The organism is Xanthomonas sp. CPBF 426 (assembly GCF_903989465.1).
In the GTDB taxonomy this organism is placed as follows: Bacteria; Pseudomonadota; Gammaproteobacteria; order Xanthomonadales; family Xanthomonadaceae; genus Xanthomonas; species Xanthomonas euroxanthea.
The window spans coordinates 1,458,330-1,475,180 of record NZ_LR861805.1; the positions used below are offsets into that span (position 1 = coordinate 1,458,330).

The 16,851-nt window shown below is 66.8% G+C and carries 12 protein-coding genes; 10 read left to right on the forward strand and 2 right to left on the reverse strand.

The features are described from left to right. Window positions 1-13 precede the first annotated feature (13 nt). The 10 genes from H7A87_RS06250 (at window position 14) to H7A87_RS06295 (ending at window position 15,496) form a co-directional block, all read left to right on the forward strand. Window positions 14-1,369, forward strand: a complete 1,356-nt coding sequence (locus tag H7A87_RS06250; protein ID WP_180496996.1) for a helix-turn-helix transcriptional regulator — start codon at window positions 14-16, stop codon at window positions 1,367-1,369. 222 nt (window positions 1,370-1,591) lie between these two features. Continuing rightward, window positions 1,592-3,460 (forward strand): ATP-binding protein, encoded by a 1,869-nt coding sequence (locus H7A87_RS06255; RefSeq protein ID WP_180496909.1) that lies wholly within the window; start codon window positions 1,592-1,594, stop codon window positions 3,458-3,460. Window positions 3,461-3,484: 24 nt separating this feature from the next. Beyond that, window positions 3,485-5,809 (forward strand): hypothetical protein, encoded by a 2,325-nt coding sequence (locus H7A87_RS06260; protein WP_119128910.1) that lies wholly within the window; start codon window positions 3,485-3,487, stop codon window positions 5,807-5,809. A gap of 1,492 nt (window positions 5,810-7,301) precedes the next feature. Continuing rightward, on the forward strand, window positions 7,302-8,144 hold the full coding sequence (locus H7A87_RS06265) for an STAS domain-containing protein (protein WP_104582453.1): 843 nt from the start codon (window positions 7,302-7,304) through the stop codon (window positions 8,142-8,144). Window position 8,145: 1 nt separating this feature from the next. Next, the gene (locus tag H7A87_RS06270; protein WP_104538235.1) at window positions 8,146-8,508 is read left to right on the forward strand and encodes an STAS domain-containing protein; all 363 of its coding nucleotides are present in this window, start codon (window positions 8,146-8,148) and stop codon (window positions 8,506-8,508) included. Continuing rightward, window positions 8,505-8,900: an ATP-binding protein gene (locus H7A87_RS06275; RefSeq protein ID WP_104538234.1), complete on the forward strand. Its 396-nt coding sequence runs from the start codon at window positions 8,505-8,507 to the stop codon at window positions 8,898-8,900. The genes H7A87_RS06270 and H7A87_RS06275 overlap by 4 nt, the downstream gene beginning before the upstream one ends. Further along, window positions 8,891-9,901, forward strand: a complete 1,011-nt coding sequence (locus tag H7A87_RS06280; protein ID WP_104582455.1) for an ATP-binding protein — start codon at window positions 8,891-8,893, stop codon at window positions 9,899-9,901. Before H7A87_RS06275 ends, H7A87_RS06280 begins: the two co-directional genes overlap by 10 nt. Further along, a complete protein-coding gene (locus H7A87_RS06285) occupies window positions 9,898-10,773 on the forward strand; it encodes an ATP-binding protein (RefSeq protein WP_104582456.1) in 876 nt (291 codons plus the stop codon). The genes H7A87_RS06280 and H7A87_RS06285 overlap by 4 nt, the downstream gene beginning before the upstream one ends. Further along, on the forward strand, window positions 10,763-12,721 hold the full coding sequence (locus H7A87_RS06290) for a response regulator (RefSeq protein WP_180496910.1): 1,959 nt from the start codon (window positions 10,763-10,765) through the stop codon (window positions 12,719-12,721). The genes H7A87_RS06285 and H7A87_RS06290 overlap by 11 nt, the downstream gene beginning before the upstream one ends. 405 nt (window positions 12,722-13,126) lie before the next feature. Next, complete coding sequence (locus tag H7A87_RS06295) at window positions 13,127-15,496, forward strand: TonB-dependent receptor (protein WP_119128913.1); 2,370 nt, start codon at window positions 13,127-13,129, stop codon at window positions 15,494-15,496. 155 nt (window positions 15,497-15,651) lie between these two features. Here the strand turns inward: H7A87_RS06295 and trxC are convergent, their stop codons facing one another. Both trxC and H7A87_RS06305 read right to left on the reverse strand, forming a co-directional pair. Beyond that, on the reverse strand, window positions 15,652-16,098 hold the full coding sequence (gene trxC, locus H7A87_RS06300; RefSeq protein ID WP_119128914.1) for a thioredoxin TrxC: 447 nt from the start codon (window positions 16,096-16,098) through the stop codon (window positions 15,652-15,654). A gap of 185 nt (window positions 16,099-16,283) precedes the next feature. Then, complete coding sequence (locus tag H7A87_RS06305) at window positions 16,284-16,649, reverse strand: DUF1428 domain-containing protein (RefSeq protein ID WP_119128915.1); 366 nt, start codon at window positions 16,647-16,649, stop codon at window positions 16,284-16,286. Window positions 16,650-16,851: the final 202 nt, after the last annotated feature.

Below are 16,851 nucleotides of genomic sequence, written 5' to 3' on the forward strand. Positions count from 1 at the left end.
CTATACAAGCAGGATGCTGGTTGGTGCCTGGCCGCAAGGTCTGCAACATCTTCAACAACGCCGCGACGGCCAGGCCGCCCCGGATGGTGCAGAGGATGAGGTCAGCCTGCTCGGTGCCAGCGGCGATGCATTGTTGATCCTCGAATACCAGGAGGAGGCCGAAGATGCCTACCGCCACGCCTTGAAGGCGATGCGCGGGCATCAGCGCCAACTGCGGCTGCTGTCCTGCCGCAACACCGCCTGGTTGATGCTGAGCCAGCGCCGCCTGAGCGCTGCATTGAATTGCTTCGCACAGCTGGCGATGGACCGCGAAACGCCGCCCTGCCTATGCGGGGAGAGTCTGCTGGGCAAGGCGCTGACTCACTTCCATCTGGGCCAGAGCACGCTGGCGCTGCAGACGCTGGAGCGTGCCAACGAAGCGCTGGGGGAACTGGACAACGGCGCAACCGAGTGGCAGCGCATCGCCAACGCGCTGCGTCTGGACATGATCGCGCAGCTGCGCATCCGGCGTGCCGACCGGATGAGCGACCACGTGTTCTGGCAGGCCACGCTGCGCCAGGAGGATGCGGCGCATGCGTTCGAGCCCAACGAGCTGCGCGCCTGCATCGCCGACCTGGCCGAGAGCATGCCGGTGCTCGCCCAGCGCATGCGCCACGTGCGCAACCTGCTGCGCATTGCCGGTGGCGACACCTTCGGTTTCGATGCGCAGATCGATGCGCTGCCGGCCGCTGCCACCGGGTGCCCGCCATGCGCCCGGCAGGATGCGCAGGTGGAACTGGCGCTTGCCGCATTGGCGGTGGGGCGCGCGGATCTGGCAGAGCGCGCCCTGGCCGGCGCCGGACGTCACCACGCGCCGCGCTGGAATCTGGAGTTCGAGTATTGCCAGGCCAAGATCAGCCAGGCGCTGGGCAAGACCGAGCAGGCGCTGTTGCTGTACAACCGGTACGCGCTGGGCGCGGTGCAGTGCCTGCGCAGCGAGGTGCAGGCGCCGCGGCTGCTGGAAAGCGGCACGCCGGCACATGTCAGCGATGACATCTCCGCGCGGCTGCCGGCCAAGTATCGGCGCGCCTACGCCTACATGATCACCAATGCGCACCGTTCGGACCTGTCCATCAACGAGGTGGCCGCGCAGATCGGCGTGACCGGGCGCGCCTTGCAGCAGGCGTTCAAGTCCGCCACCGGGCTGTCGCCGACCCAGGTGCTGCGGCGTTACCGGATGCAGAGCATCCGCGACGAACTGTTGGCCGAAGGCGGCTGCGGCAGCGTGCTGCAGGCGGCGAGCCGCTGGGGCGTGGGCAGCCGGTCGGCCTTGGCCAAGGGCTATCGCCAGCATTTCAATGAGGCGCCGATGGAAACCTTGCAGCGGTAAGCCGTTGCGCGCCACGGCCATGCGTCGACGCAGGCCGTGGTGCGTCGTTTCTGCAAGGGGCGCGCTGCCGTGGCGGCCGCGCGCCGGCCACGCGCGAGACGCCGTCATAGTGTGACGTGCGTGCGTGTGGGGCGGCTTGCGGCTATCCTGTGCGGCTCGCACTGCCACCCAGGAAGGCGCGTCCGAGGATGGGCGTGGCCGCCAAGGAAACGACGAACGATCATGCAAGATCACACCTCCGAGGCGACGGACGCCTCCCAGATCCGCCGCGCAGGCGTCGATCTCAACGGATTGATGTCCGTTCTCAGCAAGCATCTGTATTCCACGCCGGTGGTCGCGCTGCGCGAGCTGGTGCAGAACGCGCACGACTCGATCCTGCGTCGCCGTCTGGAACAACCCGACTGGCAAGGCCAATCGCGCATCGAAGTGCATGCCGATGCTGCCCAGGGCATCGTGCGCATCGTCGATACCGGCGCCGGACTGACCCAGCAGGAAATCCACGATTACCTGGCCACCGTCGGCGTGGGGTATACGCGTGGCCTGCGTCAAGGCGGGCATGAGGACAGCGGCCTGATCGGCATGTTCGGGCTGGGCTTTTTGTCGGCCTTCGTGCTGGCGCGCCGCGTCACCGTGCGCACCACCTCCTACCAGAGCCCGACGCTGGGGCATTGCTATATCTCCAGCAATGCCGAGCAATACACCGTGAGTCCGATTTCGGCGCGTGCCCAGGTCGGAACGGAAGTGGTGCTGGAGCTGCACGAGGACTATCTGCCGTTGGCCCAGGAAGCACGGCTGCGCGAGATCCTGTCGCGTTATTGCGCGCTGTTGCGCGAGCCGATCTGGATCGGCGGCGATACCCAGGCGATCAATCCCGAGCCGCCGCCGTGGCGCATGCACGATGCGGTGCCGTTGCATCCGGTGCAGGCCTGGCGGCGTCAGCGCGAGTTTGCCGCGCGTTTCGAGCGCAACTTCGAGCCCTTGTGCTGCATGCCGGTGCGTGCGGAGGAGGGCAGCGATGCGGTCGGCCTGCTGTGGGTGCAGGACGGAGCCACCTACGGCACCAGCGACAACCGCAACCTGTCGGTGTTCCTGCGCGGCATGCTGCTGGACGACAACGCGCGCGAACTGCTGCCACCGTGGGCGGGCTTTATCGGGGGCGTGATCGAGTCCAATCGCTTGACGCCCACCGCCAGCCGCGAAGATCTGCAACGCGATGCCACCTACACGGCCGTGCAGCACGCGCTGTCCGAAGCGCTGGTGCAAGGCCTGGCCGATGTGGCGCGTCAGCAGCCGGAAGCCTGGCGGCGCATCCTGCTGCGGCACAACGAGGCATTGCTGGGCGCGGCGCTGTGCGACGAGCGTTTGTTCGCGCTGCTGATGGAACACGTGCGGGTGCCGACCTCGCAGGGCGACCTGCCCGCGCAGCAGTTGCCGGCGCGTGGCGCGGTACATGTGATCCTGGACAGCGACAGCGGTTTCGAGGAAATGCTGTTCCGCGCGATGGGCGTGCCGGTGGCTTACGGAAACCGCTATGCGGTGGTGCCGTTCCTGCGCCGCTGGGCGCAGGCCAAGGGCGTGCGCCTGGTCGAGCTGGGCACCGAGCAGGGCAACCGGCAGTTGTTCCAGCTGGATACGCTGCCGGCCGACGAACTGGCCTGGCTGGAACAGCACCTGGGCGATGGCGAGGCGCTGGTGCCGGCACGCTTCAGCCCTGAGGCATTGCCGCTGGTGGTGGTGCCCGACCGCGAGGCCGAACTCAAGCGCCGGCTGGAGCAGGACGAGAACGACAAGCGCGTGTCCACCGCCGCGTTGCGGCTGGCCCGGCAGTTCACAGCGGGGATTCAGGCGCGGCAGACCCAGCGGCTGTATCTGAATCTCGACAACCCGGCCTTGCAGGCACTGCTGGCGGCGCAGCGCGCCGGCAATCCACAGGCGGCGGTGGCGGCGCGGTTGCTGCGCTCACTCAAGGTGATCGTGTCGACGCAGGGGCGCAGCCAGCCGCAGCCGGGTGCCAACGCATCGGGCGGATCGGATTTGAACCGGGCCTTTGGCGATCTTGCCGAGGCCGTGACCCAACTGCTGGCGCGCTGAGCGCCGCATCGAAGGAGCAACACGATGGAAATCTGGAACTGGGTAGAGAAGCTGCAGGACGATCTGGGCGAAGCCGGGCAGCCGCAGAATGCGCAGCTGCTGACACGCCTGACCGACCATATCTGCGATCTGCAGATCGAACGCGCCGAAGCGTTGTTGCCCGAGGCGCGTGCGCTGGGCAAGACGCTGGCCAATCCGTGGCTGGAGGTGTTCGTCGGGCATTGGGAAATGCGCAACCGCGTCGGCAATCTCTGCGAAGGCGAGCGTGCGCTCAGCGACGCGGTGGCGTTGTTCGAACGCGCGCATCGCGCCGATGCGGTGGAGTGCCCGCAGTCGGTGTGCGTGACCCAGGACCTGGCCGCCTGCTACGCCAATATCGACGGGCCGGGCTGGGTGGAAGAGCGCATCGAGGTGTGCGAGGAAACGCTGGGCCGCATCGATCCGAGCTGGTCGTGCTACCAGTGCCTGAGCTGCGAAAAAGCCGATGCCCTGCTCGACGATGGACGCGGCGAGGCGGCACTGAGTTATCTGGAACAGCAGTCGCAGACCATCGTTGCGCATGGCGGGCAGATCTACGACGGCGTGCCGGACATGCGCATCTCGATCCTGCTCTCGCTGGGCCGCGCGCAAGAGGCGCTGGCGCTGATCGAACAGCGCGAACGCGAAGCCGCGCGCGAAGGGGCCGAATGGGCCAACTGCAGTCAGCCGCGGCGCCTGCAGAAAGCCCGTGCCTTGGCAATGTTGAATCGCGACGACGAAGCACTGGAAGCCTTTCTGCCGTGGCGCGAGGTTGCGCCGCGCTACCGCCTGCACTGGTTGCGTGCGGTGGTGGTGCTGGTATCGCGCCAGCCCGAGCGCAACACCTGGGATCTGGGCAGCCGCCTGCAGGTGATGCTCGATCATTACGCGCAGGTGGGTGCGCATCGCATCCTGATCGAAGCGGCCGAGATGGCGATCGCGCTGGCGTTGCAGCGTGGTGCGGTGTGGACCGCGCGCCGGCACCTGGCGCTTGCGCGTGCGCATGTGCCCAAGTTGCGCCAGGACCGTGGCGCAACCCAGCTGCTGGACGGCCTGGCTGCGCGCATCGAGGCCGCACCGGCGGGCGAGCCGGCACCGGTGCCCGCTGAGCAGTTGCTGCAGTGGCTGGATGCACAAGCCGAAGACGTGGCGCGGAATCCCGAGCGCGAGGCGCAGTGGTTGCTGCAGGCAGTGGCCGAGCGTCCCGACGACGCCGAGTTGGTGGACACCACGGCGTCGGCACTGAGCGCGTGTGCGGCCGACGACGAGGCGATCGCGCTGCTGTGGGCATTCGTGCAGCGGCATGCCGACCGCGAGACCAGCCCGACCTTCCGGCTGATGAACCTGTTGCTGGGCCGCGGCGATGAAGCCGGCCTGCGGCGGCTGGCGCAGCTGTATCGCCCGCTGGTGCCGGTGGCGGCGCTGTGGTGCGAGGCGCAGCTGGCCCAGCGGCTGGCCGATTGGCCGGCGCTGGAGCAGGCCTGCACCGCGTTGCTGGAATTGTCGCCCGGCTCGCATGGCGCGCGCGGGTTGCTGGGGCGCATGTATCTCAACACCGGCCGCTTCGCCGAAGCCACCGAGGTGTATCGCCAGCTGACCGAGTTGATGGAGGAGCCGCGCTCCGCGCATTGGGATCACATGACCGCGGCCAGCGCGGCGCAGCAGTGGGACGCGGTGCGCGCCTCGGCGCTGGCGCTCGGCATGGAGCTGAGCAGCACCAGTGGCGTGGTCGAAGAAACCTGGGGGTGGGTGATCGTGCGTTGCGTGGACGACGGCGAGGCAGCCGAGTACTACGCACGGCGCACCGGCCCGGTCACGGCACGTATCGTCGAAAATGCACCGGCACATCGGCGCCAGCATGTCGGCGACTGGGTGGTGTTCGACGCGGAGTTGCTGTATCCGCCACCGGACGACGAGGCCGAGCGCGAGCGGTTCGTGCCGACCTATGCGCAGGTGCATGTGCTGGAGCCAGGCGGTTATGGCAGCAGCTGGCTGGTGGATGGCGTGCACCCTGGCGAGGAGGCGATCGAGGCCTTGCGGCAGGACGTCGAAGCGCGCGGCTGGAAGCTATGGTTGCACAGCCGCGACGACTATCGCGTGGTCGATCCGGCACACGCGGACGCGTTCGACCCGGAAGATGCAAGCACGGGTCTGCCGGGCGTGCTGTTCACCGTGGCGCTGCCGGAAGCGGCGGCGCCGCTGGAACTGCATCGCGTCCTGCTGGCCACAACCGCGCAGTGGGCGCACCCGATGTGCTGGCTGCGCCTGGCCGAGGCCTGCGATCAGGACCCGCGCCCGCATCTGGACGCAGTGGAGCGTTACGGGCTGTAGGGCGGCGATCAGGCTCGTCGCGCAGCGGCTGCTGATGCGGTCGCCGCTGCCGCCGGGATTGGGGATTGGGCATTCGGGATTGGCATGTGTGGTTTGCGTGCCAACTGCTGGTATGTCGTCAGGAATGGTGACGCTCTCGAGGACGTGCAGCTCAGCGAGCCCTTGGCTTTTGTTTCCGCAACCGACAGCAACCGGTGGTGCTTGCGCGCGTGCCGGTGTGGGACCTTGAGCGGCATGGATGCCGCGCCAGAGCCTACATGGACGTACTTGCGGCGTGTCCCACGCCGGTACGCGTGCAAGCGCCCGCAGCAGACCGAAGCATTCGCGTGGAACTCTAGATGTGGTGCACAAGATTGATCGGTGTGCGGAGTCGGTCGGCGGCGCGGCGCCGCATCCGGTGTCGGGACACGCCGCAAGTACGTCCATGTAGGCTCGGTGGCGGCATCCATGCCGCCACACGGTCCCGCCCCCGGACGCGGCACCACGCTCCCAATATGGGCTAGTGCTGATCGGCGAGCACTGGTTTCAGGCAGTCATCGTGCCTGCGGAGTTGGCGCTTCATGTCGTTGAGATCGCCTCAACATTTGATCTTTGCAGTGGCAGCTGAAAACTCGATCCGAGCCACGACCACTCAACCAAGCAGTGCTTTTCCTTCCGCAACCGATAGCAACCGGTGGTGCTTGCGCGCGTGCCGGTGTGGGACCTTGAGCGGCATGGATGCCGCGCCAGAGCCTACACGGACGTACTTGCGGCGTGTCCCACGCCGGTACGCGTGCAAGCGCCCGCAGCAGACCGAAGCATTCGCATGGAAACAACAGATGCGGTGCGCACGATTGATCGGTAAGCGGAGTCGGTCGGCAGCGCGGCGCCGTATCCGGTGTCGGGACACGCCGCAAGTACGTCCATGTAGGCTCGGTGGCGGCATCCATGCCGCCACACGGTCCCGCCCCCGGACGCGGCACCATGCTCCCGGTATCGCTAGTGCTGATCGGCAAGCGATGGCTTCAGTACGCACTGCAGGCTGACCCCGCAGTGGCGAGACCCGGCGCGTGCATGCGGTGCCGGGCGTGGGCAAACCGGCCTGCCGGCACATCGAGCGCGTCCGCTGCCATGGGAGGGGCGTTGCGATCGGTCCGGGCCGGCGTCAGGCGGTCTTCCCACAAGTTGGACCACCTTCGCGCAGCGGTCGGTGACCGCATCACGGCCGGTCCGGCGGCAGTCCGTGACCGGGCGCCGTTGCGCCCGAGAGCAGGGTGGCGGGCCGGCGGCAAGCGCATCTGTCCAGGCGTGGTCGCGCTCACGTTCGCGGCGTGCGCGGCAATGTCAAACTCCGTACGGATCTTCCTCTGACCGCTACAGGTTCGTCGCTGGTTGCCGAAACTGAATTGCTTTACTCTGCAGCGCTTCGGCGTGGGGGCGCCGCGCCAGTCAGGGGGGCGCAATCGCCCCGCATGCCCAGCCTTCTCTCTTCTAACTCTTGGCGGGTGATCTCATGGTGGCATTGCAGCAGCGCTCGATCGATGCGATTCGTGGCCAGGAAGCTGCGTTGTTGGCGGCATGGCTGGGCTCCAGCCTGGGCAGCGATGGACGCATTTCCCGACAGGACGTCGAAACCCAGAGCGCGGATTTCCTGCACCTGCTGGTCGCCTCCCTGAAGGACGGTGGCAGCAGCCTGGACAGCGCCGACTGGAGCGAGGTGCGTCGCTTCCTGGAAAACCTGTCGCGCGATCGCGCCACCCGTGGCTTCGATTCGCAGGAAACCGCCAACTTCATCTTCTCGCTGAAGCGGGTGCTGTTCGCGCTTGTGCAGCGCGAATATGCCGACACGCCGGAGGATCTGGGCCAGCAGCTGTGGGCGCTGTCCGAGCTGCTGGACCGTCTGGGCCTGTACACCGTCAAGGCGTTCCAGAAGACCCGCGAAGACATCATCGTGCGCCAGCAGGAAGAAATGCTGGAGCTGTCCACCCCGGTGGTCAAGCTGTGGGACGGTGTACTGGCACTGCCGATGATCGGCACGCTGGATTCGCAGCGCACCCAGGTGGTGATGGAGTCGCTGCTGCAGCGCATCGTCGATACCGGCTCGGAAATCGCCATCATCGACATCACCGGGGTGCCCACCGTGGACACCCTGGTCGCGCAGCACCTGCTCAAGACCGTCACCGCGATCCGCCTGATGGGCGCCGATGCCATCATCAGCGGCGTGCGCCCGCAGATCGCGCAGACCATCGTGCATCTGGGGCTGGACCTGCAGGGCATCGTCACCAAGGCCAACTTGTCCGATGCGCTGGCGCTGGCGCTCAAGCGCATCGGCGTGACCGTGAACAAGGCGGGCTGACATGGAGCGCATCCCGATCCTGCGGATGGGCGACCTGCTGCTGGTCACCATCCAGGTGGACATGCACGATCAATTGGCGATGACGTTGCAGGAGGACCTGTCGGAAAAGATCAGCGCCACCTCCGCGCGTGGCGTGCTGATCGACATTTCCGCACTGGACATCGTCGACTCCTTCATCGGCCGAATGATCAGCACCATCTCCGGGCTGGCGGCGATCATGGATGCCAGGACCGTGGTGGTGGGCATGCAGCCGGCCGTGGCGATCACGCTGGTCGAGCTGGGGCTGACCCTGCCATCGGTGCGCACCGCGCTCGATGTCGAACGCGGCATGCGCCTGCTGCAGCAGCCCGATCGCACTTCATGACGACCGGTTCGCAATCGGTGCGTACCGAACAGGATGTGGTGCTGGCCCGGCAGACGGTACGCAAGCTGGTGGTGCAGTGCGGCCTGCGTCTGGTCGACCAGACCAAGCTGGTCACCGCAGCCAGCGAACTGGCGCGCAACACCGTGATCTATGGCGGTGGCGGCGAGATGGATTGGGCCCTGGTGGAAAGCGGCATCCGCAAGGGCGTGCAGCTGACCTTCCGCGACGAAGGTCCCGGCATTCCCGACCTGGACCTGGCGCTCACCGATGGCTGGACCTCCGGTAGCGGGCTGGGACTGGGCCTGTCCGGCAGCCGGCGGCTGGTGGATGACTTCGTCCTGGATACCGCAGCCGGCAAGGGCACGCGCATCACCATCACCAAATGGAAGTGACGCTCGCCGGCGAGGTCACGCGCGCGTTTCGTGTCGACGAAATCAGCCAGGTCGGGCAGGCACGTCGCGAAGCGACGGTTTTGGCACAGACACTGGGTTTCGACGAGGCCGCCTGTGGCCGCGTGGCACTGGTGGCCACCGAGCTGGCCACCAACATGGTCAAGCATGGACGTGGCGGCTGCCTGCAGTTGTCCACGGTGGCCACGCGCCAGGGCATGGGCGTGGAGATCTGCGCCATCGACGGCGGGCCGGGCTTCGCACTCGTGGACGGCCTGCGCGATGGCTATTCCACCGCCGGGACGCCGGGCACCGGGCTGGGCGCGATCCAGCGCCAGGCGCAGGTGCTGGACGCGTATTCCGATGCCAAGGGCGCGGTGGTGATGGCACGGCTGTTTGCGCAGCAACGCGCCGAACTGGACCTGCCGTACGGCGCGATCCGCCTGCCGCTGCACAACGAAACGGTGTGCGGTGATGCCTGGCATCTGGCCGTTGGCGAGCAGCGCGTGACCGTCACCGTGATCGATGGCCTGGGCCACGGTCCAGGCGCCGCCGACGCTGCCGATGCCGGCACGCGCGCTGCAGCCGCGGCCAGCGGCGAGCCCGGCGAGCGCATCGCGCAGCTGCATGCGGGCATGTCCGGCACCCGCGGGGGCGCGGCGGCGGTGATGCAATTCGACAGCAGCACCGGCCGGGTACGCTTTGCCGGCGTGGGCAATATCGTCGCGTCGCTGTGCGATGGCGACGGCGTGCGTGGCATGCCCTCGCATCCGGGCATCGTCGGGGTGCAGTTCCGCAAGGCGCAGCCGTTCGATTTTCCGGACGCCGCCGGCAAACTGCTGGTCATGCACAGCGATGGTCTGCAATCACGCTGGAGCCTGCGCGATCATCCGGGTCTGCTGTCGCGCCATCCGCGCCTGATTGCGGCCGTGCTGCTGCGCGATTACACGCGGGGCCGCGACGATTGCGGCGTGTTCGTCATGCGGCTGGGAGGCCTGCAATGAATGCTTCCGGTGAGACATCGCCCATCGATCCGCTGGCCGAACTGGACGCGCTGCGGCAGCAGAACCAGGCCCTGCGCGAGGAATTGGAAGAAACCAACCAGGGCGTGCTGGCGCTGTATGCCGAGCTCGATCAGCAGGCCGAGCAGCTGCGCGACGTGTCCGAGCTCAAGAGCCGCTTCCTGTCCTACATGAGCCACGAGTTCCGCACCCCGCTCAGCTCGATCCTGAGCATCACGCGGCTGCTCGAGGACGGCATGGACGGGCCGCTCACTGCCGAGCAGTCCAAACAGGTGCGCTTTGTCAGCGCCTCGGCGCGCGAGCTCACCGAGATGGTCGACGACCTGCTGGATCTGGCCAAGATCGAAGCCGGGCGCATCACCATCTCGCCGGGCTGGTTCGATCTGATGGACCTGTTTGCGGCCTTGCGCGGCATGTTCCGCCCGCTCACCGATGTCAGCAGCACCACCTTGATCTTCGAGGATCCGCCGGTGCTGCCGATGCTCTATACCGACGACAAGAAGCTGGCGCAGATCCTGCGCAACTTCATTTCCAACGCGCTCAAGTTCACCCCGCAAGGTCATGTGCGCGTGTTCGCGCAGCTGGAAGGCGAGAGCCATGTGCGCTTCGGCGTGCAGGACACCGGCATCGGCATCCCGGCCGAGCTTCACGACGCCTTGTTCGAGGATTTTGTACAGGTGGATTCACCGTTGCAGAAACGCCTCACCGGCACCGGTCTGGGGCTGTCGATCTGCAAGCGTTTCGCCGAGCTGCTGGGCGGCAGGGTGGGAATCAACAGCGTGGTCGGGCAGGGCTCGGAGTTTTTCGTGGTGCTGCCGGTCACGCTGGCAGCGGAGGATGCACTTGGGCAGTAAGCCACACATTCTGGTCGTCGACGACAACGCGGTGACGCGTTATTCGGTGCGGCGCGTACTCGAACACCATCAGTTCGTGGTCGAAGAAGCCGGCACCGGCACCGACGGCCTGGCCAGGCTGGCCGAGCAGGCGTTTGCTGCGGTGGTGCTGGACGTCAATCTGCCGGACATGAGCGGCTTCGACATCGTGCGCACGCTACGCGCCGAGCCGCGCACCGCGTTGCTGCCGGTGGTGCATGTGTCGGCCGCCTCGATCGCCACCGGCGACATGATCACCGGCCTGGAAGCCGGCGCCGATGCCTACCTGATTCACCCGGTCGACCCCAGCGTGCTGGTCGCCACGTTGCGCACCTTGTTGCGCGCGCGCCAGGCCGAGGACGCCTTGCGCATCAGCGAGGCCCGCTTCCGCGAGATCTTCGAGCACATCAGCGCACCGATTGCGGTGGTCGACGCCAGGCTGCACACGCATGAAGCCAATGCGGCGTTCCAGCGCCTGATCGGCACCGCCACACCCGGCGAGGCGCTGGCCGTGCCCGGCGTGGACCAGGCCGCCACCGTGCACGCGCTGATCGACGCGCTGGCGCAGCGCGAGCGCTGGAGCGGTGCCTTGTCGATCCTGCGCGAGGGCAAGGTGTGCGAAACCGAGTGGCGCGTGTCGCCGTATCGCGAACCGGACCTGGGCCTGCTGCTGGTCGAGGATGTCACCGAACAGCGCATGCGCGAGCGTGAGCAGCGCCAGGAACTGGATACCGCCACCACCGAGCTGGCCCACCAGATCGCCGAGCGCCAGCGCACCGAGATCCAGTTGCTGCAGGCACAGAAGATGGAAGCGCTGGGCAAGCTCACCGGCGGCATCGCGCACGACTTCAACAACCTGCTGACCAGCATCATTTCCGGCCTGGACATGATCCAGCTGGCGGTCGAGTCCAATCGCATCGAGCGTGTGCCGCGGCTGGCCGAGATCGCCACCGGTTCGGCGCATCGCGCTGCTGCGCTGACCCAGCGCATGCTCGCCTTCGCACGCAAGCAATCGCTGGATGCGCAGGCCTTCGACATCAACGCACGCGTGCGCTCGCTGGAAGACATGCTGCACCGCTCGATCGGCGAGAACATCGTGCTGGAGCTGGACCTGGCGGACACGCCGCTGGTGGCGGTGGCCGATGCCAACCAGCTCGAAAACGTGGTGCTCAATCTGGTGATCAATGCGCGCGACGCGTTGAAGGGCAGGGGCACCATCCGCATCCAGAGCGCGGCCCATACCGCGCAGGGCGATCCGGAACTGGACGATGGCGAGTACGTGGCGGTGAACGTCATCGACAACGGCAGCGGCATCGAGCCGGCCATTCTCAACCAGGTCTTCGAGCCGTTCTTCACCACCAAGCCGATCGGCGAGGGCACCGGCCTGGGCCTGTCGATGACCTACGGCTTTGCGCGCCAGTCCGGCGGCACCGCACGCATCACCAGCACGGTGGGGCGCGGTACCACGGTGGCCTTGCTGCTGCCGCGTGGACTCACTGCCAGCGCATTGCCGCCGGCACCGGTACCGAATTCGCCCCGTACCCGCAGCGAGCGCATCTTGCTGGTGGACGACACCGACGTGGTGCGCATGATGGTGAGCGAGGTGCTCAGCGACGCCGGCTACCACGTGGTCGAAGCCGAAGACGCCAACGGCGCGCTGGATCAATTGCGTGCCGGCGTGGAGATCGATCTGGTGGTGTCCGATGTCGGCCTGCCCGGCATGAACGGGCGCGACATGGCAGACGTGGCGCGCGCGCTGCGGCCTGGCCTGCCGATCCTGTTCATCACCGGCTACGCCGAAAACGCCGCCACCCGCCAGGAGTTCCTGGCCGACGGCATGGCGTTGCTGCCCAAGCCCTTCAGCCTCAACGATCTGTTGAACATGGTCGGGCAGATGCTCGACAGCAGCGTGCTGGCCGCCCGCGCCTGACGCGGGGGTTGCGCGCCTGGGGCCTGCTGCCGACGCCTGCCGATCGCACGACGATAGTGTGGCGACCCGCTTATGCGTTGAACACGCCACGGCGACCGTGGCTCTGCGGCGGCTGCCATGTGCGTGGCGGCACGCTTGCCATAGAGCTGCAACATTGCTGACATATCGTGCGCGCGGCGCCACGTTGCGCCTCCGGCCGGCATGTTCGATGCCGACGGATGTTGGTGGGGGAAACAAAACGTAGCGCGGCTGTCAGATGGCGCGGATGGCGCAGAGGAACCGAGTGCCGGTGGTGCACCCGATTCCGAGCGCCGGCCGCGCGCGCCCGATGGCTGCGCAGTCATGTTGATCGCCGCTATTGCCCCTGTCTCACCCCTCGCGTCACCTACCCAAGGATCATCTCGCATGTCGTTGTCCTCGTCTGTCTCCGCGTCGCTGACGCCCGCCGCCACGCACGTAACCGCACCCCGTCGCGCCGCATTGCAGCGCACGCCGCTGGCGCGCGCCTGCGCCGGCCTGCTGCTCGCCTCGCTGGCGGCAGCGGCCGCTGCGCAGCAGGTGCCGGCGCGCCAGGGCGAGGGCAGCCCGACGGCGCTGGATGCAGTCACCGTCACTGCCGAGCACCGCGAGCAAAACCTGCAGGAGGTGCCGGTGTCGGTGGGCGTGGTGCAGGGTGCGGCAATGCGCGAGTTCACCGCCGGTGGCGACGACACGCTGCTGGCGCTGTCCGGCCGCGTGCCGGGCTTCTACGCCGAGACCACCACCGGGCGTATCTTCCCGCGCTTCTATATCCGCGGCCTGGGCAATATCGACTTCTACCTCGGCGCCTCGCAGCCGGTGTCCATCATCCAGGACGACGTGGTACTGGAACACGTGGTGCTCAAGTCCAACCCGGTGTACGACGTGGACCAGGTCGAAGTGCTGCGCGGCCCGCAGGGCACCTTGTTCGGCCGCAACACCACCGCCGGCATCGTCAAGTTCGACACGGTCAAGCCCAGCGAGACCTATACCGGCCGCGTCGATGCCAGCTACGGCAGCTACAACACGGTGTCGCTGGATGGTGGCTTCGGCGGGCCGATCAACGACGTGCTGTCGTTCCGCGTGTCGGCGCTGTACCAGCACCGCGACGATTGGGTGGACAACACCTTTGCCGGCAGCAGTGCCGACGGCACGCGCACGCCGCGCAAGGATGCGATGGGCGGCTACAACGACCGCAATGCGCGCCTGCAGCTGCTGCTCAAGCCCAACGACGCATTCTCGCTGCTGGGCTCGGTGCATACGCGCGACTACGACGGCACCTCCACATTGTTCCTGCGCAATGCAGTGACGCGCGGCAGCGACAAGGTCGACGTGCCGCGCGATCGCGTTGCCTATGACGAGGCACACGACAATCCGCAGGCGTATCAGACCGATGGCGGCTCGATCAAGGCGATCTACGATTTCGGTGGCGTGTCGCTGACCTCCATCACCGCCTACGAAACCACCTCCGGCTATAGCCGTGGCGACACCGATGGCGGTGCGGCGGCAAACTACCCGGTCAACGGCGTGCCGAACGGCTTCGGCCAGTCGATGGGGCAGATCCGCGACCTGGATCAGTACACCCAGGAACTGCGCCTGGCCAGCGAAGGCGACGATGCCTTGCAATGGCAGGTCGGCGCGTTCTACTTCGACGGGCGCGACACCACCGATTTCTATCAGCGTGCCTATTTCCTGCAGACCGCCGCGCGCAACCCCAACAACTGGGTGCGCCTGCGCAACACCAACACCTCCTGGGCCGGTTTCGGGCAGCTCAGCTACAAGGCCACCGACGCGCTCACCCTGACCGCCGGTCTGCGCCAGACCAAGGACACCAAGCAAACCCGCCTGCTCAAGACCGCCGATACCGCCGCTGGCGCGGTGACCTATCGCGGCCGTCGCGACGTGCGCCTGTCCGACACCCAGCCCAGCTGGGACCTCAGCGCGATGTATGAAATCAACCCCGCGCTGAGCGTCTACGCGCGCGTGGCACGCGGTTTCCGCGGCCCGACCATCCAGGGCCGCAGCGCGGTGTTCAATTCGGATTTCACCACCGCCGATTCGGAAACCATCCTGTCGTGGGAAGCGGGCATCAAGAGCAGCCTGTTCGACAATCGCCTGCGTCTGAATGTCAGCGGCTTCACCTACACGGTGGACGACATCCAGCTCAACGGCAACGATTCGGACGGCAACGGCGTGCTGTTCAATGCCGACAAGGCCAAGGCCTACGGCCTGGAAGCAGACCTGGACTGGCGCCCGATCTCCAACCTGTCGCTGACCGCCGGCCTGAGCCTGCTGCATAGCGAAATCCACGACGATCGCGTCTACGCGCAGGCCTGTGCGCTCAATGGCGTGGTGGTGTGCACGGTCAACGACCCGACCATCCGCGTCGGTGCCAACACCTTTGCGCAGATCGACGGCAACCCGCTGCCCAACGCGCCCAAGTACAACCTCAACCTGGCGGCGCGCTACGACATTCCGGTGGGCACCGATGGCGCGTTCTTCGTTTCCACCGACTGGAACAAGCAGGGCGAAACCAGCTTCGTGCTGTACGACTCCACCGAGTTCCGCGCCGACGGCAATGTCGAAGGCGGCTTCAAGCTCGGCTACACCGGCGGCTACGGTGCATGGGAAGTGGCGGCGTTCGCGCGCAACATCACCAACGAGAAGAACGTCAAGGGCGTGATCGAAAACTACATGGCGGCGGTCTACAACGAGCCGCGCATCGTGGGTGTGTCGGTCAACGTCAACTGGCAGTAAGAGCGGTTGAACCAGTAGCGAGCGGCTGCACAGTCATCTTGTCAGCCGCTCCGGTTGCTGGTCGATCGACCGCATCATTGCGCATGCGTCGCAGTGATGCCAATCGTAGAACCAGGCCCGCTGCGTGCATCACGCAGCGGGTTTTTTTTTTTGTATCAACGGCTGCGCAATACCGACTGTACCCAGCTGACGACCTGCGCGCTGCTCACCGCACCGGAATGACGGCCCAGCTCACTGCCGCCGCGGATGACCAGCAAGGTCGGGATGCTGCGGATGCCAAAGCGCGTGCCCAGCACCGGGTGCAGATCGGTATCGACCTTGGCCAGCCGCACCTGCGGTTCGAGCATCGCCGCGGCGGCGGCAAAGTGTGGTGCCATGCTCAGGCACGGCCCGCACCACGGCGCCCAGAAATCCACCACCAATGGCAGCGCGCTGCGTACCGCATGCTTGTCGAAGTCGACCGCCGACAACGCCACCGGCGCGCCCAGGAACAATGGTTTATGGCAACTGCCGCAGTTGGGCGCATCGCGCAGACGCGCGTGTGCGACACGATTCATCGCCGCGCAGCTCGGGCAGGCGATCAGGAGCGGTGCGTCGGGCATGTGGCGGTCTCCGGTGGCAGGCAATGCAGTCACCGCGCCCGCATACCATGGGCGGCGGGCGCGGCGGCATGCGGCCAGTGTAACGGCCATCGCCAAGGACCCGATGCCGAAGGCTGCCGCCGCCGCACCGGGTGTGCCGCAATGCCGCAACAGACAGACAGGCGCGCCGCAGCGCGCTGCCGTGGTCAGCCCGCTTGCCCCAGGCTCAGGATCGGAACGAAGCCGCCGTAGATCAGGCGCTTGCCATCGAACGGCATCGGGTTGACCGACGGGTCCATGCGCGGGTCGTCCATCATCTTGCGCATGCCCGCATCGCGGGTCGCCTTGTCCGGCCATTCGATCCAGGAGAACACCACGGTTTCGTCCTCGGCGGCCTCGACCGCGCGATGGAAGTCGGTCAGTTGTCCATGCTGGACATCATCGCCCCAGCACTCCACCACGCGCAGTGCGCCGTATTCGATGATGATGGCATCGCCCAGGCGGGCATGTTCCAGAAACGCGGCCTTGTTGGCCGTGGGCACCGCGAGTGCAAACCCATCCACATACGACATAAGCACCTCCTCAGACATGGCGCACGGCGTGCACCTGATGACGGCGAACAGATGTTGGTGCGATCGGAACACGCTGGAAAGCCGCGCCAGGGTGCGTGTTGCCCGCGTGGATTGCGAGCATACGGTGCATCTGGATGGCAAGCACTGCTCGCGCCCGCATGGCGATCCACACTGGCGTTATGCCCGGTTTTCTTTGCCGGAT